General features: G+C 46.9%; 19 protein-coding genes. 14 read left to right on the forward strand and 5 right to left on the reverse strand.

Translation table 11 applies throughout. From position 1 onward, the window contains the following. Positions 1–2 precede the first annotated feature (2 nt). On the reverse strand, positions 3–1,238 hold the full coding sequence (locus CSR04_RS18885; protein ID WP_102797879.1) for a pyridoxal-dependent decarboxylase, exosortase A system-associated: 1,236 nt from the start codon (positions 1,236–1,238) through the stop codon (positions 3–5). Beyond that, complete coding sequence (locus CSR04_RS18890) at positions 1,235–2,812, reverse strand: acyl-CoA ligase (AMP-forming), exosortase A system-associated (RefSeq protein ID WP_102797880.1); 1,578 nt, start codon at positions 2,810–2,812, stop codon at positions 1,235–1,237. Before CSR04_RS18890 ends, CSR04_RS18885 begins: the two co-directional genes overlap by 4 nt. 142 nt (positions 2,813–2,954) lie before the next feature. Here CSR04_RS18890 and CSR04_RS18895 point away from each other — a divergent pair, with 142 nt between their 5' ends. The 5 genes from CSR04_RS18895 (at position 2,955) to CSR04_RS18915 (ending at position 10,149) form a co-directional block, all read left to right on the forward strand. Continuing rightward, positions 2,955–3,194 (forward strand): acyl carrier protein, encoded by a 240-nt coding sequence (locus CSR04_RS18895; protein ID WP_102797881.1) that lies wholly within the window; start codon positions 2,955–2,957, stop codon positions 3,192–3,194. Between the two features lie 16 nt (positions 3,195–3,210). Continuing rightward, positions 3,211–4,332 carry a non-hydrolyzing UDP-N-acetylglucosamine 2-epimerase gene (wecB, locus tag CSR04_RS18900; RefSeq protein WP_102797882.1) on the forward strand — a complete coding sequence of 374 codons (1,122 nt, stop codon included), beginning with the start codon at positions 3,211–3,213 and terminating at the stop codon, positions 4,330–4,332. Between the two features lie 6 nt (positions 4,333–4,338). After that, on the forward strand, positions 4,339–5,586 hold the full coding sequence (gene wecC / locus CSR04_RS18905; protein ID WP_102797883.1) for a UDP-N-acetyl-D-mannosamine dehydrogenase: 1,248 nt from the start codon (positions 4,339–4,341) through the stop codon (positions 5,584–5,586). A 35-nt stretch (positions 5,587–5,621) separates the two neighbouring features. Continuing rightward, entirely contained in the window at positions 5,622–8,354 is a 2,733-nt protein-coding gene (gene prsT / locus CSR04_RS18910; RefSeq protein ID WP_102797884.1) for an XrtA/PEP-CTERM system TPR-repeat protein PrsT, read from the forward strand. A gap of 169 nt (positions 8,355–8,523) precedes the next feature. Continuing rightward, the gene (locus tag CSR04_RS18915; RefSeq protein WP_102797885.1) at positions 8,524–10,149 is read left to right on the forward strand and encodes an FAD-binding oxidoreductase; all 1,626 of its coding nucleotides are present in this window, start codon (positions 8,524–8,526) and stop codon (positions 10,147–10,149) included. 110 nt (positions 10,150–10,259) lie between these two features. Here the strand turns inward: CSR04_RS18915 and CSR04_RS18920 are convergent, their stop codons facing one another. The 3 genes from CSR04_RS18920 to CSR04_RS18930 form a co-directional block, all read right to left on the reverse strand. Next, entirely contained in the window at positions 10,260–11,033 is a 774-nt protein-coding gene (locus tag CSR04_RS18920) for a PEP-CTERM sorting domain-containing protein (protein ID WP_102797886.1), read from the reverse strand. Between the two features lie 304 nt (positions 11,034–11,337). Continuing rightward, complete coding sequence (locus CSR04_RS18925; protein WP_102797887.1) at positions 11,338–12,102, reverse strand: PEP-CTERM sorting domain-containing protein; 765 nt, start codon at positions 12,100–12,102, stop codon at positions 11,338–11,340. Positions 12,103–12,332: 230 nt separating this feature from the next. After that, positions 12,333–13,157, reverse strand: a complete 825-nt coding sequence (locus CSR04_RS18930; RefSeq protein WP_102797888.1) for a PEP-CTERM/exosortase system-associated acyltransferase — start codon at positions 13,155–13,157, stop codon at positions 12,333–12,335. A gap of 306 nt (positions 13,158–13,463) precedes the next feature. Here CSR04_RS18930 and CSR04_RS18935 point away from each other — a divergent pair, with 306 nt between their 5' ends. The 9 genes from CSR04_RS18935 (at position 13,464) to CSR04_RS18975 (ending at position 23,010) form a co-directional block, all read left to right on the forward strand. Beyond that, on the forward strand, positions 13,464–14,219 hold the full coding sequence (locus tag CSR04_RS18935) for a S1 family peptidase (protein WP_245921745.1): 756 nt from the start codon (positions 13,464–13,466) through the stop codon (positions 14,217–14,219). Between the two features lie 132 nt (positions 14,220–14,351). After that, positions 14,352–15,071, forward strand: a complete 720-nt coding sequence (locus tag CSR04_RS24790; RefSeq protein WP_146027204.1) for a hypothetical protein — start codon at positions 14,352–14,354, stop codon at positions 15,069–15,071. 81 nt (positions 15,072–15,152) lie between these two features. Next, positions 15,153–15,356 carry a hypothetical protein gene (locus CSR04_RS18945; protein WP_102797891.1) on the forward strand — a complete coding sequence of 68 codons (204 nt, stop codon included), beginning with the start codon at positions 15,153–15,155 and terminating at the stop codon, positions 15,354–15,356. Positions 15,357–15,365: 9 nt separating this feature from the next. Beyond that, positions 15,366–16,226 (forward strand): HprK-related kinase A, encoded by an 861-nt coding sequence (locus CSR04_RS18950; RefSeq protein WP_102797892.1) that lies wholly within the window; start codon positions 15,366–15,368, stop codon positions 16,224–16,226. After that, entirely contained in the window at positions 16,168–17,322 is a 1,155-nt protein-coding gene (locus CSR04_RS18955; RefSeq protein WP_172449427.1) for a nucleotidyltransferase domain-containing protein, read from the forward strand. The genes CSR04_RS18950 and CSR04_RS18955 overlap by 59 nt, the downstream gene beginning before the upstream one ends. A gap of 18 nt (positions 17,323–17,340) precedes the next feature. Then, on the forward strand, positions 17,341–19,395 hold the full coding sequence (gene prsK / locus CSR04_RS18960; protein WP_245921747.1) for an XrtA/PEP-CTERM system histidine kinase PrsK: 2,055 nt from the start codon (positions 17,341–17,343) through the stop codon (positions 19,393–19,395). A 15-nt stretch (positions 19,396–19,410) separates the two neighbouring features. Beyond that, positions 19,411–20,766: a PEP-CTERM-box response regulator transcription factor gene (prsR, locus tag CSR04_RS18965; RefSeq protein WP_102797894.1), complete on the forward strand. Its 1,356-nt coding sequence runs from the start codon at positions 19,411–19,413 to the stop codon at positions 20,764–20,766. A gap of 175 nt (positions 20,767–20,941) precedes the next feature. Then, positions 20,942–22,336, forward strand: a complete 1,395-nt coding sequence (locus tag CSR04_RS18970; RefSeq protein ID WP_102797895.1) for a Na+/H+ antiporter NhaC family protein — start codon at positions 20,942–20,944, stop codon at positions 22,334–22,336. Continuing rightward, positions 22,333–23,010, forward strand: coding sequence for a M15 family metallopeptidase (locus CSR04_RS18975; protein WP_102797896.1), 678 nt, complete (start codon positions 22,333–22,335; stop codon positions 23,008–23,010). Before CSR04_RS18970 ends, CSR04_RS18975 begins: the two co-directional genes overlap by 4 nt. The last annotated feature ends 20 nt before the right edge of the window (positions 23,011–23,030 follow it).

The raw sequence follows: 23,030 nt of genomic DNA on the forward strand, positions 1-23,030 counted from the left end.
GATTACAGTATGATTTCTGCCACATGTGGGTGGCCCAAAAAGTCCTGCGGGCTGGCGGTTGGTCCGTAGGCCCCAGACTGGAATACCACTAACCAGTCACCAATTTCCGCTTGTGGCAGCAGCATTTTATCTGCCAGGGTATCCAGTGGTGTGCAAAGCGGACCGACGGCCATGATCTTGTCTTCTGTAGCAGGTGACGTCATTTTGTTGCCAATCGCCACAGGATAGTTCTTGCGAATCACCTGCCCGAAATTACCGGAATTGGACAAATGGTGATGCAGGCCGCCATTGGTCATCACAAAAGTCTGACCACGAGAAGTTTTAATATCTGTGATTCTACTGGCATATATACCGGCTTCGGCTACCAGAAAACGTCCCAGTTCGATGACCAGTTCAACCTCACCCAACTGTGGATACTGATTTAATAGCTGCTTCAGGTTATCGCCAATAGGAGCCAAATCCAGCCGCTGCTCACCAGCGAAGTAGGGGATACCAAAGCCACCCCCTAAATTAATGGTTTGGGTAGGCACTGGTGTCACATCCAATAATTTCTGAGCCAGCGCAAAGGTATTGATATGGGCTTCGATAATGGCTTCCTGCTTCAGATTCTGTGATCCCCAGAAGATATGGAAGCCACGAAACTGGAATTGCCTGTAATCCAGGTCAGGCAGCAATTCGAACAAACGCTCTTCGTCAATACCAAACTGCTTAGGACCACCGCCCATTTTCATGCCCGAGGCTTTCAGCTCAAAGGCAGGGTTTACCCTGAATGCGACAATGGGCTGAATGCCCAGCGATTGCCCTATTTCAACGGCGCGCGCCAGTTCTGTTTCGGATTCGATATGCAGGGTGACGCCTGCCACAATTGCTGCCCGAATTTCGGCCAACTGTTTGGCCGGGCCGGCAAAGCTGATATCTTGACTTGGCATACCACTTTGCAGCGCCAGTAACATCTCTTTGTGTGATGCGACATCGAAGCCCTCAACCCAGGGCCGCATCTTATTAATCAGGGCCGGATACGGATTGGCCTTAATGGCATAATGCAGCTTAATGGCGGCAGGAATATGCTGATGAAATACATCAATCTGTTTCTTAATTACCTTGCTGTCGTAAGCATAAAATACCTCTTTATCCAACAGCGCGGCGATTTGTTCCAGGGATTGGCCACCAATTAACAATTGTTGCCCGTCTATATCAAACTGATCCATGGGGACATGCACAGGGGCTGCTTTGCTCATTGTCCATACCTCGTTTTCAGTTCCTGGCTGATCAAGCTTCTGTCTACCTTGCCATTGGGGTTGCGTGGCAGGTTGTCGACCAATTCAATATATTTTGGGTGCATGAAATTGGGGGTGTCTTTCTTAATCAATTTGCTGATGTCATCCAAGCTCAAAGACGCTGCTTTTTTTAATACCAGACGAAGGGCAATGGCCTGACCCAGTTCACTGTCGTTTACACCACAAGCCACTGCTTCATCAATGTGTTCGCTGGCAGCATAACAGGCATCTTCTACTTCCATCGGGCTGACGCGGTAGCCGGAGGTTTTGATCATCTCGTCCCGGCGGCCGACAAAATACAAAAAACCATCCTGATCTTTCTTAACGGTATCCCCTGACCACACCGCCATTTCGGTCAGCATCAACCCATTAACGGCTTTAGGTACAGGCTTAAATCGTTCTGCGGTTTTTTCCGGCGCATTCCAGTAGCCCAGACTGACATGCGGCCCGCGATGTACCAGTTCGCCCGGTTCATTCACTGCGCATTCGCTGCCATCTTCACGTACTACCAGAATTTCGGCATTGGGAATCGCCTTGCCCATCGAACCGGGGCGTTCATCTACAAGTTCCGGCGGCAGATAAGTGCTGCGGAAGGCTTCTGTTAGGCCATACATTAAATAAGGCCTGGCTTGATGGAAAATACTGCGTAATTGCGCCAATACCGGCTGCGGCATGGCACCCCCTGAGTTGGTGAAGTAGCGCAACGAAGCCGAAGCCTGTTCCGTCCAGTTCGCCTTAATCAGTTGCTGCCAAAGCGGAGGAACCGCGGCAAGCCCGGTAACGCCATGTTTTTCTACGGTTTTAACCACGTCACCGGGCAGCAGGTAGTCCATAATCACACAAGTAGCGCCAACCAAAAAAGCGGTGGTGATTTGGTTTAACCCATAGTCAAAGCTCATGGGCAGCAGTGCCAGAATGACATCATTGTCATCATTTTGCAGGTATTCAGCCACGCTTTGGGCACCGGCAATAATATTACGATGTGACAAAACCACACCTTTGGGCTTACCCGTGCTACCCGAGGTATAGAGAATGGCAGCCATATCGGCGTCTGTTACTGGCGGCACCGGTACAGTATTTGTTTGGCTTTGCAAGTCCGCCAGCAGGTGAACCTGTTGCGGAATATCCAACTCGAGCATTTTATCGACAAGTATCACGTGCCGTAGTTTGGGACATGCAGACAACACTTCTCGCAAGGCTTTAGCGCGATCAGAGCTTGTGATCAAAATGCTAACGTCGCAGTCGCCCAGTATATGCTGCACCTGCGGAGCTTTCAGCACATGATTGACCGGCACAAATACGCCGCCAGCAGCGCTGGTGGCGAATAAGGACAACACCGCTTCAGGACTCTTGGGTAGATACACCGCAATCCGCTCATGGCGTTGCAGCCCTAATCCTGCGAAACACCCGGCGTATGAATATAGCGTTTCGCAGAGTTGCGGATAGGTCAGAGCATGCTGTTTAAAGATCAGGGCCGGTTTTTCTGCACAAACCATCCTGGACTGAGTAATTAATTGATGAACAAAGCGGGCCATGGGAGAAACAAATTCCTTAGCGGGCAAATGGTTCCTAAACACATAAAATAATGAAACAATGCGTATATTGAACAAGCCCTTGCCCGTTGTCCACGGATAGGCTCATTTAATCGTTATTTATTTTTACCAGACAGGAATATCCATGGTTGCCGAACACGTCAGAAATATCATCATCAGTACCCTGCAATTGGATGAGGATACCCAATTTGAACAAGACAGCCCGTTACTTGGCGCCATTGCAGAATTTGACTCTATGGCGATTGTGACAGTACTAACGTCTCTGGAAGAAAGCTTTGATTTTACGGTAGATGACGATGAAATTAGTGCTGATGTGTTCGAAACTTTTGGTAGCCTGGTAAATTTTGTTGAGGCAAAAATTTAAGCTTGAGGGAATAGCAATGGCATATAAAAAGATCCTGCTGGTTTTTGGTACCCGTCCTGAAGCCATCAAAATGGCGCCATTGGTGCTGGAGTTAAAAAAACATCCGCAACTGCAAGTGCAAGTCTGTGTGACAGCTCAGCACAGGCAAATGCTTGACCAGGTGCTGGCCTTGTTTGGCCTTGAACCAGACTACGACCTGGACTTAATGCAGCCGGGCCAGGACCTCTACGATATTACCAGTCGCGCCTTGCTGGGTCTTAAATCGGTGTTGCAGCAAGCTAAACCAGACCTGGTGCTGGTGCATGGTGATACCACCACTACATTTTCTGCTTCACTAGCCGCCTTTTACCAACGCATTCCGGTCGGGCATGTGGAAGCCGGCCTGCGTACCGGCGATATCTACAGTCCCTGGCCTGAAGAAATTAATCGCAAGCTTACTGGCGCCCTGACCACACTGCATTTTGCCCCCACGCCAGGCTCCAGAGCCAATCTGCTGGCTGAAAATGTTGCCGAGCAGAATATTCATGTTACCGGCAATACCGTGATTGATGCGCTGTTGCAAGTGGTGAAAAAGATTGAATCCGATACTGCGCTTAGTCAAAACTTTGCTGATCAATTTGATTTTCTGGATGCCAGTAAAAAACTTATTCTGGTCACTGGTCATCGCCGTGAAAGCTTTGGCGGTGGCTTCGAGCGCATTTGCCAGGCATTAAAAGTGCTGGCTGACCGTGACGATGTGCAGATTTGCTATCCTGTGCATTTAAATCCTAACGTTAAAGAGCCGGTCGAACGTATTTTAGGCGGGGCTAAGCATGTACAGCTGATTGCTCCTCAGGATTACTTACCTTTTGTTTATTTAATGAGCCGGGCGCATCTGATTCTTACTGACTCTGGTGGCATTCAGGAAGAGGCGCCTTCTTTAGGCAAGCCGGTGCTGGTGATGCGTGATACCACAGAACGCCCAGAGGCGGTGGAAGCCGGTACGGTTAAACTGGTTGGCACAGATGACAAGCTTATCGTTGCCGAAGTGACAAAACTTCTGGACGATACGGCAGCGTATAATCAAATGAGTGTGGCTCACAACCCCTATGGGGACGGCAAGGCCTGTGAGCGCATAGCTAATATTATTTTAGGATAATCAAAAATGGCATTTAAGAAAGTATCAGTGGTGGGACTGGGCTATATAGGTTTACCAACCGCTGCAGTCATAGCTTCCCGGGGCATTGAAGTTATTGGTATTGATGTATCGCAAAAAGCGGTGGAAACCATTAACCAGGGTAAGGTTCATATCGTCGAACCTGATTTGGATATGGTGGTGCAAGCTGCGGTGACGATGGGCAAATTGCGCGCGTCCATGACTCCCGAGCCCGCAGATGCCTTTATGATTGCCGTACCGACACCCTTTAAGGAAGGCCATCAGCCGGATCTTTCCTATATCGAAGCTGCCGCTAAGGCCATTGCGCCAGTGCTGGAAAAGGGCAACCTGGTGATCCTGGAGTCTACCTCTCCGGTCGGTGCCACAGAGAAGTTGGCTGCATGGTTACAGGAACAGCGTCCAGACTTACATTTCCCTGGTGCCTCTACTGCTGAACCCAATATGTATGTTGCCCACTGCCCGGAGCGTGTGCTGCCGGGAAGAGTGCTGGAAGAACTGGTATCCAATGACAGAATCATTGGTGGCATGACTAATAAATGCTGTGAAAAGGCCACTGAACTGTATAAAACATTTGTTCGTGGCGAGTGTATTTCCACCAATGCCCGTACGGCAGAAATGGCCAAGCTCACCGAAAACTCTTTCCGCGATGTGAATATTGCTTTTGCTAATGAACTTTCCATCATTTGTGACAAGTTAAAAATCAATGTGTGGGAATTGATTGCGCTGGCTAATCGTCACCCAAGGGTCAACATTCTCAGCCCTGGACCAGGGGTTGGCGGGCATTGTATCGCAGTGGATCCCTGGTTTATTGTCGATTCTGCGCCGGAAGAAGCGCGGATTATCCGTACCGCGCGGGAAATTAATGACCATAAACCTGAGTATGTGATCGACAAGGTTAAAGCCGCAGCTGATCAATTTAAGCGCCCCGTAGTGGCGTGTTTAGGTTTGGCATTTAAGGCTGACATTGATGATTTACGTGAAAGCCCGGCGCTGGATATTACCTGTGAATTGGCTAAAGCCAATATTGGCCAGATTCTGGCCGTAGAGCCGAATATTCATGAATTGCCCGCCAAGCTGCAGGGGCAGGGCGTGGAGCTGGTCAATTTACAGCAGGCGCTCGAATTAGCCAACGTACTGGTAGTTCTGGTGGATCACAAGCCCTTTAAGGCACTGCACAGTAACGATATCAATACCAAAGTGGTGGTGGATACCCGTGGGCTGTTTAGTCGTCAATAGCGATATTCGTAGTGTTACAAACAAAAGGATAAAGTATGAAATTGCTTCGCTACTTTTTTGCAGTATCTATAGTGCTCTTAGTAAACGGGTGTTCAAATAATAAGTCACCAGAAGAACTAGTTAGTGACGCAGAAAAATATATCAAGGAAGGGAATCAGGATGCTGCCATCATCCAGTTGAAGAATGCAATTTCCTCCTCACCGAATCTGGCAAACGCGCGCTTGATGCTGGGGCAAATATACCTAAACCAAAGTGACTTCAGTGCAGCAAGTAAGGAGTTATATAGGGCTTTAGATATTGGCGCAGATCGAGATATCGCTGTACCTATTCTGGTAAAGGCAAACTATTATCAGGGAGCGTATGAAGAGCTTGATACAGTCATCAAAAAATATGGTGAACTAGGTGCGCAGGCAACCAGTAGCGTAGCTTTATTCTCGTACCTGTCGAAACTGCGTTTAAGTGATAGTGATATTGGTCTTGAAGAATATAAGGGCAAGCTTCTGGGGGATGATCTTGTCATTGCCGAGGTGAATCATGCTTATGCCAAAGGTGAACTCGAGCAAGCATTAGAACTGACCGCTAGTTATCAACAAGATCCTCATGAGCAAATAGAGAAACAGTTCATTCTTGGGGCAATTCATTATCGAATGAATAATTTTCAGGAAGCCGAATCTCTGTTTAAGACTATTCTTAGCTCCATGCCAAGTTTACATTATGTTCGTTTCTTATTAATTGAGAGCCAGCTTGCTCTTGGTGCATCAAAGGATGCGCAGGAAAATGTTGCGAAACTCCTAAAGGTTAACGCTTCAAACCCTTATGTTAACTTATTGAACGCAAGAGCTTTATTTCAAAACGCTGAATATAAAGAGGCATTACCTTTTGCTTCTAAAGCCATTCAAAATGGTATGAATACTGACTTAGCTAATCTTATTGCCGGAGTGAGTGCATACAAGAGTGGACAAATGGAACATGCATATAGGTATCTCGGTCGAGCAGTCAAATCATTGCCTCTGGAACATATTGCGAGAAAATTATTAGCAGAAGTCCAATTATCCTTGGGATATACCGAAGAAGCTAAACATGCATTGGAGCAATTTAAAAAGTACGAGCTGTATGATGCTAATTTGTTTTCACAAACTGGCGTACAGTTGGCACTTGAAGGTGATGTAGATGCAGCTAAGTCATTCATGGGTAAGGCAAATGCCATCGACCAGAACAATGCATTGAACTTGCTACGAGCGGGTATGCTGAAGGTTGCAACCAACGACATGAATGGAATAGCTGACATTGAAGCATCCTTAGAGAAGGACCAAAATGTACAGGAAGCCAGGTTGTTCTTAGTTGAAGCTCATTTGCAAAATAATGATCCCCAGGCTGCTCTGAAAGTGGCGGAAGAGTGGATTAAGACTGACCCTGCAAGTGGGAAGGCATTGAAGGGATTGGTTTATTGGCGGCAAGGAGAGAAACAGACAGCAGAGCGAGAGTTCAAGGAAGCGCTAGAGCACGATGAAACGCATTTAGGTGCAGGACAGTACCTGCTAAATCTATACGAAAGAGATGAACGCTATGCTGAAGCCTTGGCCGTAGGAAAGAAAATACTTACTGCGCATCCCGACAACTTGTTACAAATGGCCAATCTGGTTCGTCTTTTCTACCTGGCTGGCCAAAAAGACAAGCTAGCACCCTACTTTGAACAGCGAATGGCTGAACATCCCGATATCATGAATATAAAGTATGGCGCTGCGCTTGCTTATCGTGCCCTTAATACACCCGAGAAAGCTGTTGAGCTACTTAAACCACAGCTAGCAAATCTGAACGAATATGGATACATGATTCTGGGAGATGCGAACCTTCAGCTAAGAGATTTAGATGAAGCTAGAGAGATATATAGCAAGTGGCGCAGTAATGAGAAGACCAACATTCAGTCGTGGCTAAGAAGTATCGGTGTTGAAGAAATCGATAGAAAACTCGATGCAGCGACTCGTCTGACAGATGAAGCATTATCTTACTTTCCCAATGCATCATCTTTACAACTGCTAAAGTTGAATTTTCTTACACAGATGAACAGACTTAAGGATGCCAATGACTTGCTAAGCAGCCTCAGAAGGGCAGATATTAAATCTGTCTATTTAAACAAGTATGCAGGAGAATTGGCTATTGCAAGCAAGTCTTACGAGAATGCAGAAGAGCTTTTGTCTACTTTCTATCAAGATAAACCGAGTTTTTCTTCTGCCGTCTTGCTAGCGAAGGCTTTGGAAGGAACAGGTAAGGTTGATGAAGCAGCAACTTTGCTTGAAGATGCATTTGACAGATCTGAAAAATCAGGTGTTGAGCGCCATATATTGGCGGAGTTTTATTTGCATAACAATCGTTATGAAGATGCCGCGAAGCACTATAGAGAAGTATTGGCGGAGTATCCAAAGCACTTAGTTGCATTAAACAATATGGCTAATATTCAGGTTGAGTTGGGTCAATATACGGATGCCTTAGTATATGCGGAAAAGGCGCACGAAGTTGCTCCCAAAATGCCGGAGATATTAGATACATTAGGATGGAGTCTGTACAAGAGTGGAGAATTTCCTGCAGCGCAAAATCGCCTTGAGGAAGCGCTATCTGTTTCACCAAATAACACGGCCATTCAGTTGCACCTGGCTGAAGTCTTAATATCTAGGTCAGAGCATATCAAAGCCAGAATGTTACTAAACAAAATCAATGCTGTAAGTGATAAAGAGAGAGCGGCATTGGCCCAGCTCAGGGCAAAAATGTGATCTAAGTCGTCAGCGCCTCATTACATCGTGAGGCGCAATTTATTACTCCATCAGTTGTAAAATCCACCTCTTCAACGGACTACGAAGTGGTAAGTAGTTATATTCAATCTATGCTGATTTTTTATAAGACTCTCGTATCTAGATACGTATATTAATTTGGATGGGTATTATGCTGATTGATGTTCTAAAAACTCACTTTAATGGGGTGTCATCGGTAGAGATCATAGACACAGAGCTAGCTACCAGTCTTTATGGTAAGACCACTTTTTCAGAGCCAGTCACGGTTCATGCAGCTCTTCAAGTTAAAGAAAAATCAATTATTCCGACAATTATCAAGTTAGCCAATAGTCAAAGTTGGCAACTCTATCCTGTCAGCTCATGTAAAAATTGGGGATATGGTTCGGTCAATAATGTTGATGAATGTGGTAGCCGAATTGTTTTGGATCTCAGCCCAATGAATCGGATTTACCCTGTTAGCAAAGAGTTAGGAATATTGACGGTTGAACCCGGAGTGACACAACAGATACTTGCCGACTATCTGGAAAAGCAGGACTGGCAGTTTATGACACCAGTAACCGGGGCTGGTCCTAATTGCAGTATTTTAAGTAATGCATTGGAACGCGGTTATGGCATTACTCCTTATACAGATCACTTTTCGGCCGTTACATCATTAAAAGCTTATTTACCTAATCCGGACTTGTGTGAATCAGAATACATATCAGCTACTAGTAGTCTGGATACATCAGGTGTTGATTTTGTCGACAAAACTTTCAAGTGGGGAGTAGGCCCCTACATCGAAGGGCTTTTCACACAAAGTAACTTCGGTATCGTCACAGAAGCGACAATAAGGTTAGCGCCAAAACCAAAGGGCTTTTGTGCATTTTATATTCAATGTTTTGACGAAAGTAAGTTTGGACAACTAGTGCTACTTATCCGAGAGGTAATGCGCAGCCTAGAGGGAATTGTTGGCTCAATAAACTTGATGGATAAGCGGAGACTCATTGCTATGGTGGCGGATAACCCACAAGGACCCGGTGTGCATGCCGTTATGAATGCCCAGCAAGTCATTTCTTTAGGTAACAAAAATCATCTTCCTGAGTGGATGGTAGTTGGCTCTATCTATGGCGAACCCGAGATTGTAAGAAGCGCAAAAAAAATAGTGTCCAGATTATGTAAAGGGCTAGGTAAATTGATCTTCTCTGACGGTATAGCTATCAAGGCCGGTACTTTTCTCAGTAATCTTGTACCTGTGGGGCCGTTGAAAAATGTTAGGAGTCAATTGCAATCTTTGCAAGAAGGTATTGACATAATGCAGGGAAAACCAAATCAAGTCGCTTTACCCCTTGCATACTGGCGCAACCCTTATAAGAAAGCGGATAAAAGTAAGGCATTACTTCCCGATCAGGATGCCTGTGGCTTGTTATGGTATGCACCATTAATACCTATGGAACCAGAAGCGATGGCAAACTTTGTCGAGTTTGTTAGGAAAACCACGCCAAAATATGGCATTGAGCCGCTCATTACATTTACTAATTTGCGTTACGATTGTGTTGATTCAACAGTGCCGATTGTTTTTAATCTAAAAGATCCTGATGCATTGCAAGCAGCCCATGCCTGCCTGGATGAATTGGTAGAGATCGGGTTAAGGAAAGGTTATGTTCCTTACAGATTAAATGTTGAACAACAGCGTAAATTGCTGGCAGGGCAAATTTCTGAAGAATTGTCTGGAAAATTGAAAATGGCATTCGACCCAAATAATGTTCTCGCGCCTGGGAGATACTCAAGCCGATATTAATGCAGACTTTCCGTTTGTTACCAATAAAGAAGATGGTAGTGAAGATAAAGCATATCCATCAACAAAAAAGCCGTCTGTGAGACGGCTTTTACATTCAGTTATACTTCAACCTACTTGTTAGACTTTCTTCTGGAAAGTGTCGACAGACTTAACAAACCCAAAGCAAATACTGCGATGGTAGTAGGTTCTGGAATGGAATCACCAGAAAAGTTGGCCGAACCGTCTGCTGACAACTGAGTCACATTAATTGTGAATGAACTAAAGAAACTCAGGTCTGCGTATGTACCATCAGGGCGTAGTCTTGTGTTGGTATCAATGTTCGAAGCAGCTAGGCCACCTATAACATCGAAGAATCCCGCACCGCCCAAGCTCAAGAAATTGCCTGAGCCATCACCATTTGCAGTACCTACGAAGGATATACCGGCAGTCTCATGCCCAACGAGGCTTAGCCACAGTGCGTTGGCACCGCCTTCATCTCCAGTATTAGCCATGCTCAATGAGCCATGGTCGAACGGGTCAGTCTCTGGAGTGAAGTCAACATACAGATTCAACCAGCCGCCAGAATAACTGATAACGCTTCCGGCTGGAGAAGGCAGGACGCCACCACCTACTGGCGAAAAGCCGCCAAATTGGAAAGTAAGCTCACAGCCAGGACAAAATGAAGAGAAACCCGCACTGTTCAGTGTGGTAACTCGGCCATACCCACTAATCTCACCTGTGACAGGGTTAATGTCTTGGTGAGTAACTGCTGTAACACCGGAGAAATCTGATGGAGCACTGGGATCCCACATTACACCACCAACATTTATCATCCCTGCATAAGAGCTGAAGGAGGCTGCAAGAGCAACACTACCAGCAGCAAGAACTTTGAGCCATTTGTTCATATCAATTCCCCATATTTCGATAGTTGATTAGTTTGCCAATTTCTAACTGCAACTACTTGGCTCTCCCCATATCGTAATGCGAAATTTGAGCCAATTTTCATGGTCTGCTCAACTTTATGTTTTTAAAGAGCTTTTTCAGAAAGGTGAAATGATTGAGTGGCATAGAAAGGAAAATGTGTAAATGAACCCGACATCAAAACTACTATATATCTAGCTCATCTAGTGCCGTTGAATTGTAATGAATCTTTCAGATTAAACAAAAAGGCCGCTATATAGCGGCCTTTTATGAGCATTATAGCTGTTATTAGCTTTTGCGTCTGGATGCGAAACTCAGACCCAATACACCAAGAGCGAATACTGCAAGTGTACCTGGTTCTGGGATTGAGCTACCAGAGAAGTTTGCTGAACCATCAGAAGAAGTTTGACCAACATTGATAGTAAAAGAACTGAAGAATCTCAGGTCTGCAAACGTGCCGTCAGGCCGTGCGATAGTGTTAGTGTCAAGATTAGCTGCAGCCAGTCCGCCAACAACATCAAAGAAACCTGAACCGCCTAAACTCAGGAAATTTCCAAATCCATCACCATTAGCAGTACCTGTAAAGGAGATGCCTGAAGTCTCATGACCAGCAAGGCTTAACCAAAGGGCGTTGCTACCGGCTTCATCACCAGTGTTTGCCTGGCTTAAACTTGCGTGATCGAATGGGTCTGTTTCAGGTGTGAAATCTACGTACAGATTCAACCATCCACCGGCATAAGTAATTACACTGCCAGCTGGGGAGGGCAGAGCTGCACCACCAATCGGAGTAAAACCGCCAAATTGCAGTGTCAACTCACATCCAGAGCAGAAAGTGCTGAAGCCCATTCCGTTCAGAGTGGTAACACGACCATAACCGGAAACAACACCAGTTACAGGATCGATATCTTGGTGCAATACTGCAGATACACCTGAGAAATCGGATGGTGCTTCAGGATCCCAACTAACTCCGCCTACATTAATCACTGCAGCAAAAGTCGGAATGCTGACAGTTGAAACCAGTGCTACCAGAGCACCTAAAATAAACTTCTTCATACATCAACTCCAAACTAAAGTTACGACTATTAGGTGCTCCGTGTCGGACATGACCTTTGCTTCCTAACTACAACTCCTCCTAAGCTATTATCGGGCCAAGTTTTTTATGCGATTGATTTTATTGCGTTTTTGTTGTTTGTGGGGGCGGGGGAAATATGAAGGTGTAAACTAAGCTGACATCATTGTTTGTGAAAATGACAAGTGTATTGCGAAGTACAATCTGCCTCCGCCTAAATAGAGTCTACATTCTTTAGTTGTGCATCTACAGATTGGGTGATTGAAGTCAGCATATGTTTGAAGCCTGGCGTGAGATTCCTTAGCAGTAGTTCTGGATTGATATAGTATGGAGCTCTAATTCCATGATATTCGACCGCTGGACCAATTTGGTCGAACTCTATACCAACAAATTTCATACTTCTGGCCAGTCTCGGCTCCATCATTACGAAAGTATGTTTTATTCCTGCTTGAATGACTACGGATGCCGCTGTTAAGTAAAGCCCGATGGCGATAAATGGGAAGCAACGAAGTTCCTTTTCTGAGTATGTGTATTCGTTGATTACACCTGTTTCAGCACCCTTGAACTTATCGGTTTGCCGCCTTCTGAACTGCGCTGGTACGGCTAATCTCGAGATTTCACAAATTTCACTACGAGCAAAATTGGAGGGGTTTATCTTGTCGCTTCCTATTGCATTAGAGCAATACTTCTCAATTGGGAGCAACTGAGATTCCTCTGTAGGTCTAACTATACGTACAGTCCCAGCAAAGTTACCTGTTCTGATATGTTTTATCATGCAGAGGATTGAGTATGCGTCAAAGTCATCCATTTCGATTCCATCCGGATTCTCGTCCTCAAACTTCAATTCTTTGCAGTAGACTTGATGTCTTATGCTAAATGCTTCTGCCCTTGCTGCTTCGTCTAGTGCCAGCGTGGGGGTGAGAAACTCAGAAAAGTGCTTGGTTATATTGGTTGCCTCGCGGTTTACCATATACCCCATTGCTCTTTTAACGATTGGGCCTATAACTGGACGTTCTGCCAACCAGCGGAGTTTCTTCACTTTTGACCTCTCAATAAATGATCCATTTAGCAGTGCCTGAGCCGATAGCAGTGCCTGAGCCGATATTGATAATGCTGTAATCGATCTTCAACTTCTCTCGATCCGGTTACTTCATCATTTAACAAAGAAATAAACAACAACTAGCGTATTCACTACCCGCATTGAAACTCTAGCAAGCTTTACAACTAAAATGTATCAGAACAGAATAAATTGAAAGTAGTTGTTGGCGTTGTTGACTTCAAACGTTTGAAACATTGGCAATGTCATCATTAGTCTATCAATCTTATTTCAAATCTGGGGATATATGTGAAGAACATACTGACAATTGTCTTATTTTTGTTGTCCAGTGCTTATGTCAGTGCTACCGACTTTGAGAATCTGGTTAAGAACAATAAATCGGCGGTGGTAGGGGTTGGCATATTTGACCCTTTGGGCTCACCTCGTAGTCAACTGCAAGGGACCGGGTTTGCCATTGGTGATGGTACATTAGTGGCGACTAACTTCCATGTTGTAGAGCGTGCGTTGGAGGAAGGTAGCCAGCAGCGGCGGGTGGTCTTTATTGGTACCGGCAACAACCCACAAATTAGTCAGGCAGAAATTGTTAAAACGGATCCTGCACATGATTTGGCGATACTTCGCATAGAGCAAAAAGTGGCTAATGTACTTTCGTTATCCACTGGCGGTAGCCTGCCAGACGGCAGGGAAGTGGCGTTTACCGGTTATCCTATTGGTGCAGTGTTAGGTTTGTATCCGGCTACTCATAAAGGGATGGTGGCAGCGACAACCCCGGTGGTTATTCCCAGCGCCAACGCACAGCAATTGAGTTTGGAAGTGCTGAAAAGATTGCGAGAGCCATTTATGGTGTATCAGTTAGATGCCACTGCATACCCAGGTAATAGTGGTAGTCCGGTATATGACGTTAAAACGGGTGAGGTTGTGGCCATCATTAACAAAGTTTTTGTAAAAGAAAGCAAAGAATCGGCCTTGTCTGCCCCCAGTGGAATCACTTATGCTATTCCAGTAAAATACCTGCGCGATTTGTTGGCTGAAGCGAGTCTGTAGAGCGTCGGTTTTTTTTACAGTGACATAGTGTAATTTCATATTTAGCCTTAATTATCAGTGCATTGCATGGTGGCATGAAATGTGCATTTTATTTGGCTAACGGTATTGCAATAACTTAACGAGCAACTGAGTATGAGCGATAAGCAGTCTTCACAAAATGAAGTAACGCAACAAACTCCGACTAATAATGGGGCCCACACTGGCAATTCCAGACGTCGGTTTATACTTGGTGCCGCTGCTCCGGTTGTTTTAAGCGTTATCAGTAAGCCTGTTATGGCTACTGGTAGGGTCTGTACTATTTCTGGGTTTACGTCGGTTAATCCTTCTGGGGTGGCTCGACATACAACATCGGGTTGTGGTGGATTGAGTCCTGGTGCCTGGAGAAATCCCTATTCAGGTAATTCTGATGGTGGTTATCAGTATTGGGCTGCTGTAGGCGTTGTTCCCCCCAAGCCCTCAGAAAGTATGTCTGGTGTAAACAGTAGTAATATTAATTACCTCAGAGACCAGTATTTCAGCTACTTTGGTTTGAGTAGTCGCCCTAAGACTTACAAGCCAGAAACCATGTTCGGTGACATATTCAGTACAGGTAGCTACCTGAATATGAGCTTATATGACATTCTGAATGGTGATGGCAGCAAATTAGCTAAATTTGCGGCTACAGCCTTTCTTAATGCGTCATATTTTGGTTGGGGTGTCACAGAATTAAACAAAATTCACCCCCTTGACGTTGTCGCTTTGTATGATGCGCTGCCGGGTGCCTATGTTAGAACAACTTCAGGAAGCCAGGTTGTTAGACCTGGAGATGGTGAGTTGAAGAACTTCTTCGAAAATTTACAGCATTACGTGTAATTTTATACTCCCTCCGTGTCTGCTATCGATACAGAGTTAAATCCTGGGTTTCTTACCTACCATTCAAGTGATGGAGGCTGGGTGTTGTATAGCACAGCCTCTGATGCCACTATTTTCCTTGATTCGTCTTCCGTCGAGCTGGTTCAACGCTACAGAGATGCCACACCTGTTAACAGAGAGGCGTTCATATCTGCCTTAGCAGAAGCGGACGTCGAGGTTGTGGAGCTGAGTGAAATACAGCAAAGCCTGGATAGATTGTTTGAATTAGGCTTGTTAAGTGACTAGGGAGGCGATGTGAGCAGGGAGTCCGCAGTATTTTTTCGGGCCGGGCGTTTTACCGCTAGTCTCACAACGTCTATTCCATCTGTGTTGGCGGGCATAAAGCAGCTTTACCCAATATCAAATCGGCAGGATGATTTTGCTGATTTTCATATTGCTCTAAAGAAAAGGCGCTGGTATTCCCCTCAGGTCTTGTTTAGCTTAAACAATCGGCAGCCATTTTCACCTTTACCTTATGGGCAAGCCTTACCATTATTGGAGTGGGGGCTAAATTGGTGCGTTACCCAGCATTATCATCAGGCATTAGTCATGCATGCCGCAGTGGTAGAAAAAGCCGGCAAAGCCCTGATTTTGCCTGGTTCGCCGGGATCAGGGAAAAGCACTTTGTGTGCGGCATTAGTGTCTGCTGGTGGATGGCGTTTGTTTTCCGATGAATTAGCTTTGGTGGCACTGGATACCCCCTGGTTGGAGCCCAATCCACGCCCGATTAGTCTTAAAAATCGCTCCATCGATATCATCAAAGAGTTCAGTTGCGGCCAGATCTTTACTGAATCGGTGAAAGATACCCTCAAAGGCACCGTTGCCCATATGTGCCCGCCACAAAATGCGACATCGCAGTGGCAGCAAGGAGCGGAACCGGCCTTAATAATATTCCCCAAGTATCAGCAAGGGGTAAAAAGTAACTTGCAACCGGTGAGTGCTGGCGCCGCTTTCATGCGACTGGTTGAAAACAGTTTCAATTATCATATTCTCGGAGCGGCTGGATTCCGGGCGATGGCGGGTCTGATGGACAAGGTGCGCTGTTTTGATTATGTGTATGATGGCAATCTGGAACACGCCATTGGTCAGTGCGATGAACTGGTGGCCAATGTTTAATCGTAGCCTGGTCGCCCAGTTGATTCGCAAGCCAGAATCCGCACAAAGCTTTACTAAAGGAGACTGGGATCTGCTGCTGCAACAGGCATACAGTGCTGGGGTTCTGGCACGTTTGTACTGGTTACTGGAGCGTAGCAATCTAATCAGTCAGGTTCCACAGCAATTACAATGGCATTTTCAATCAGCTTGGTGCTTTGCACAAACGCATCAGAAAGGGGTACTGCGTGAAGTGCAATATATCTGTCAGGCATTGAAAATGAGTGGCGTGGCACCGGTGTTTCTAAAAGGTGCGGCTTATATTCTTTGCCAAGACGACAGCTACCATGGCCGGGTATTTAGTGATGTTGATATTTTCGTACCCAAAGAAGCGCTGGCGAATATCGAACAACTGCTGGGTTGGCATGGATGGCAATTTGCCGAAAAGGATGAGTACGACGATAAATACTATCGGCAATGGATGCATGAATTACCCCCTATGATCCATGCTGAGCGTGGCACGGCGCTGGATGTGCACCATAATTTGCTGCCGTTGATCGGTAGAATAAAGTTAAATGCTGATTTACTTCACCAGGGTGCACAAAGGATATCCAGTGACTACAAAGTGCTGGCGGTACAAGATAGGGTGCTGCACAGCGCAGCCCATTTGCTGCTTAACGGTGAGTTTGAACATGGGTTTCGGGATATCAGCGACATCTACCTGCTGATTATCCAGCACCAGAGCACGGACTTCTGGTCACAGCTCAGTCAGCGTGCCATTGAGCTTGGACTGAACCGGATATTGTTGTATTGCCTGGATGTGTTGATCGACCAGTTTGCCCTTAGTGTTCCTGCTGAGGTGCTGGCCAATTTGAGCCAAAGCCCCAATTCACCGAATGCCAGGCTAAGAAACCTGATGAAGTTTTTGCATACCCGGGCACTACAACCTGCGCATCCTAGCTGTACGGATAGTTGGTCTGATTGGGCGGTGTTTATATTGTTTTTGCGCAGTCATTGGATGAAGATGCCTGTTAGCACTCTGCTGCTACATTTGACCCGCAAAGCCTGGATCAAGCCTTTACTTGACTGGTATAAAAGTCGTCATCAAGCTAACGCCTGATTAAAGAGAGAAAATAACATGAGTATGGCGCTGGTTGGCTTGTCTGGATACGCTCTGGCGGTTATCGGGAACGGCCTGCTGTTTCTTTTGCTGCTAACTGTCAGAAAGCCGGGTATTGCTAAACGACTTTTAATGTTTGGAGTGCTGGGGTGCCTGGTCTGGGCGGTTATGCAGCTTGGGTTGGCACTAGAGAGAGTCAGCCTGCATCAGGTGATGCTGACCGAAGGCATCAAGACATTACTATGGCTGTTATTCATCTGCTCAGTGATGGGTAAGACCTTGCCTGACTTTCGTCACCTGATTACCCGTCCCTCCACGTTATTGGCCTTATGTCCTGCTCTGCTGTATATCGGATTGTGTTTGTCCGGTTTGTCCAATGACAAATGGTTGTTTTTACTACAAACCATTCTGGCTCTGGAAGTGCTGGTGTTGCTGGAAACCATGTATCGTCAGGCAGGCGAGGACAGATGGAACTACAAGCCGCTGGTTATCTATCTTGGTGCAACCAGCCTGTTTGATTTTGTCATGTATGCCGATGCCACTATGGTCAATCAGTTGGATCCGGTGTTTTGGTCTGCCCGTGGCTACATCTATGCGCTGTTGCTGCCGGCATTAGTTGTTGCGGTAAAACGCATTCGGCACTGGGGGATCGAGATTTTTATCTCCCGTGACATTGTCTTACACAGCTCCTTACTGATGGTTGCCGGTGGCTATCTGTTTATAATGGCATTAGCTGGCTACGCCGTACGTTACATTGGCGGTGACTGGAGCGGGGCCGTGCAGGTTGCCCTGGCCTTTTTGTCATTAACCCTGTTACTGACGTTGCTGCTGTCCAATAGTTTTCGAACCCGGGTCCGGGTGTTTATTACCAAGCACTTCTTCGCCAACCAGTACGACTATCGAGAAGAGTGGCTAAAGCTGTCGCAGGCCTTGAATGCGTCAGACAAGAATCTGCAGCAAGTTTATGATGATGGTCTGCGTAGCCTGATACATGCCATTGATTATTCTGGTGGTATGTTACACAAGTTACAGGGCAAACGATTTGAACAGGTCAGCGTGCTGGGCAGCGCTTCACTAAATGACGTTGAAAGGAATGTTATCGAACAGTTAGCCGAGTTTATGCAAAATAAACGCTGGCTGGTGGACATTGAGGAACTGCGTGTAAAACCCTTTAATTATGAGGGGTTGAAGATAAATCACGCCACACTTAATCAATGCCACTTTCAACTGGCTCTGCCGATTTATCAGGATAGCCATTTATGGGGGCTGGCGCTTTTGTACGCCGATAAGGAGCAGCGAATTCGCCTGGACTGGGAGCTGCGCGACTACCTGAACGCGGTGATTGCTCAGGTGGCCAACTATTTGTTTCATTACGAAGCCGCCAAGGAATTAGCCGAGAACGCCCAGTTTGCCGCATTCAACCGTATGTCGGCTTTTGTACTGCATGACCTAAAAAATGTACTGGCGCAAATCGACCTGATCCTGTGCAATGCCCAGCAGCATAAACATAACCCTGAATTTATCGAAGATACTTTTGAAACGCTGGAGCACACTAAAACACGTATGGAACGAATGCTCAGACAACTGACTGAGAAGAAAGAAGCCTTGCCCAGTAGCAATCGCACCCTTAACCTAGGCAAGCTGGTGCAAAAAGTCGTGGAAGAGCGGTGCCAGAGTTTGTTGCCGATTCCATTGGTTGAGGTGCAGGACGACTTAGAGCTGAGTATCGATGAAGAAAAGTTCAGCAATGTTTTGTATCACCTGATTAGTAATGCGCAACAGGCCACTGACGATGCTGGAGAGGTGCAGGTTAAAATCAGTGCGGCGGAAACAGAGCCAGGCGCATTTGTGGAAATTATTGATAACGGCTGTGGTATGACGGAAGACTTTATTGCCACCCGTTTATTCAAGCCCTTTGATACCACCAAAGGCAATGCTGGTATGGGCATCGGTGCCTATGACGCCAAAAACTACATAGAAAAAATCGGCGGGCGTATAGCGGTAGCCAGCCAAGTTGGGCAGGGGAGCAGATTTAGTTTATATCTGCCCGAGACTGCCGCCATTGAAGAATAGAGGAAGACAGTAAACATGGATACACTGCTGGTTGTTGATGATGATCTGGGGATCCAGAAGCAGCTTAAATGGAGCTTTAGTGATTACGATGTCATTTTTGCTGACGACAGACAGTCTGCCATTGCGCAGCTGCGTCGCTTTGAACCCAAAGTGGTCACCCTGGATCTTGGTTTACCACCTGATCCAGCGAATGCATCTGAAGGGTTAGAGGCCCTGGCCGAGATTCTTAATTTGGCGCCTCAGACCAAAGTGATAGTGGTTACCGGCAACAACGACAAAGAAAACGCCCTTAAGGCCATTCAACTTGGCGCCTATGATTTTTATCAAAAGCCCATCGACTCCGACACCATTCGCATTTTGGTCAGTCGCGCTATGACCTTGTTTGATCTGGAGCAGGAAAATCGCCAGCTCAGTCAGTCTCAGCCTGCCATGGGCAAAATTATTGGTAGCAGCGAATCCATCCAGCAGGCCAGCCGCCGGGCAGAGAAAATAGCTCAGACCGATATCAGTACTCTGTTGCTAGGGGAGAGTGGTACAGGCAAAGAAGTGTTTGCCCGTTCGATTCATGATCTGAGCGCCAGGCGCAATAAGCCCTTTGTGGCAATCAACTGCGCATCCATTCCGGAAAACCTGTTGGAAAGTGAATTGTTCGGCTATGAAAAAGGCGCGTTCACCGGCGCTAACAAGACCACCCCAGGCAAAATAGAAACGGCTCAGGGCGGCACCCTGTTTCTGGATGAAATAGGCGACATGCCCATTGGTCTGCAGGCCAAAATGCTGCGCTTTTTGCAGGAGCGGGTAATTGAACGGGTTGGCGGCCGTCAGGAAATCCCGGTGGATATTCGGGTGGTGTGTGCCACCCACAGAGATCTTCAGGCCATGGTAGCAGAGCAAAGTTTCCGTGAAGATTTATTCTACCGGGTCAGTGAAATTACCATTCGCATTCCGCCGCTGCGTGATCGCGACAGTGACGTAGTACTGCTGGCACGTACTTTCCTGGCTGCCTATAAGGATGAGTATGGATCCAAGGTCAAAGGCTTCAGCGAGTCGGCGATCGAGGCCATGATGAAGCACCGCTGGCCGGGCAATATCCGTGAGCTGCAGAATAAATTGAAATCCGCGGTGATTTTGGCCGAAGGGAATTTGATTCAGGCGGATGATTTGGGGTTGTCACCGGATGCCGTAGGGGGCATGCAAAATCTGAATTTGCGTGAAGTCAGGGAAGAAGCCGAGAGTCGAGCTATACGGCAGGCCTGGCATCTGGCTGAGCAGAATATGTCCAGAACTGCTGAATTGCTGGGGATTACCCGCCCTACACTATACTCGCTGATCGACAAGTACCGCATGGACGATATTAAGCCCAGTAGCTGATTGTCACGCCAAAGAGCCGGGTATGTACCCGGTTCTTTGCAAAAATCTGCGACTGGTTTTATGCATTGGTCAGGAATAAAGTATTGTAATTCGTTTCTTTGTGTGGAATATAAAATCAGTTACCCTCTGTTAACAAAGCGCCCGATATGGGGCCAATAAAAATATAGGTGTTCATTTGTCTGACTGGTTAACGATAATTCCCCCTCTGCTTGCCATTCTAGTGGTGTTCTGGCGTAAAGAAGTGATTCTGGCGCTGATCGTCTCGTTGTTCTGTTCCGAATTGCTGCTAATGGCCATGGCCGGGGACAATCTGGGCCAGGCAGGCCTGATGGGTCCCTTTCAAACCCTGGAGCGGGTCGTCTCTGTTTTTGACTCCCCCGGCAACACCCGCATTCTGGTGTTTTCCCTGATGGTGGGGGCATTGCTGGCCTATATGCGCTATTCCGGTGGTGTGACCGCGTTGGTGGAAAAGCTGATCAACAAAGGGGTGGCAAAAAGTCAGCGTCAGGTCGGTTTGCTGTCGTTCTTTACCGGCGTGGTGGTGTTTATTGAATCCAATTTAAGCGTGCTGACCGCCGGGATCCTGTCCAGGGGCCTGTTCGACCGGTTCAAGATGAGCCGGGCCAGGCTAGCCTATATTATCGACAGTACCAGTGCGCCAATCTGTATTCTGATCCTGCTAAATGGCTGGGGCGCATATGTGTTGGGCCTGTTGGGCAATTATCCCACCGAACAAACCGCTGTTTCTATTCTGATCGGTACCATCCCCCTCAACTTCTATGCATTGTTCACCTTGGTGGTGGTGCTATTTACCATTTTTACCGGCAAGGTCTTTGGCCCTATGCGGGAGTCAGAAAAGCGCCTTAACCAGAATCAGGCCCACAGTGAAATTGATTTTAAGGCTACCAAGGCGCGCTTTATGCTGGTCCCATTGCTGACCATGGTACTGGGCATGCTCGGTTTTATGTACTGGACCGGCGATGGCCAGATTACCCAGGGTGATGGTTCTAAATCCGTGCTTTATTCCACCACCCTGGCTTGTATGGTGGCCTATGCTTTGATGCTGATTTCCGGGCGCTTTAAGCACAAGGAACTGGTGGATATTGGCTTTAAGGGCATGGGCGAGCTATTACCACTGGTTAGTATCGTGCTCTTATCGCTGGCCCTGGGCAGCAGCCTGAAGCAATTAGGAACCGGTGACTTTATTGCCGGCATTGTGGCCGAATCCCTGCCGCTGTTTGTGATCCCGGCGCTATTGTTTTTGGCCGGCGCCTTAATTTCTTTTACCACAGGTACGTCCTGGGGCACTTTTGCTATTCTTATCCCCATTGGTATGCCCATGGTCCTGAATCTGGGCTTGCCTCCCGAGCTGGTGCTGGCGGCAATCCTGGGCGGTGGGGTGTTTGGCGATCACTGTTCGCCCATTTCTGATACCACAGCGGTGAGCAGCCTGGCTTCCGGCTGCGACCTGCTGGAGCATGTGCGTACGCAAATCCCTTATGCCCTGTTCTGTGGTGTGTTGACGCTGGTTGCCTACCTGATGGCAGGCTTGTTCTGGATTGGACTATGAAAATATCCCTGATTCTGACGGCAGCCTTATTGGCTTCCCCACTGGTTAATGCCCAGTCAATGCCGGACGATTTTGCTGATATGACGGTGCTGTTGCCGGGCGCTATCTATGATATTCGTTATCACGGCAGCAATAATTTTGTCGGTGAGCCGGTAGAAGGCTACTTGGCCGCCAAATGTATTTTGCAGGGAAAAGCAGCCAAAGCATTGCTGAAGGTAGCAGAGGCAGCGGCAGTCGAGGGGCTGAAGTTAAAAATCTTCGATTGCTACCGACCTGCCACGGCCGTGGCGCATTTTATGCGCTGGGCGCAGGATTTGTCTGATACCACCACCAAAGCCGAGTACTATCCGAACCTGGGCAAAGACAAGCTGGTGGGTGAGTACATCGCCGAACGTTCCGGCCACAGCCGAGGTGCCACCATTGACCTGACGTTGGTTAAACAGGACGGACAGGGCCAGTGGCAGGAACTGGATATGGGCTCGGCGTTTGATATGTTTGACACCTTGTCTAATACCGATCATCCCGCCATCAGTGAAACGCAGCGGGCCAATCGCTACAAACTTAAGGAACTGATGGAGGCGCAGGGTTTTGCCAACTATGCCATGGAATGGTGGCATTATTCTTTAGTCCCACAACCTTACCCTGACACCTACTTTGATTTTCCCATTGAATAACCGGCAAATTGTCGGTTATT

This window comes from Bowmanella denitrificans, from assembly GCF_002887595.1.
Lineage (GTDB): Bacteria > Pseudomonadota > Gammaproteobacteria > Enterobacterales > Alteromonadaceae > Bowmanella > Bowmanella denitrificans.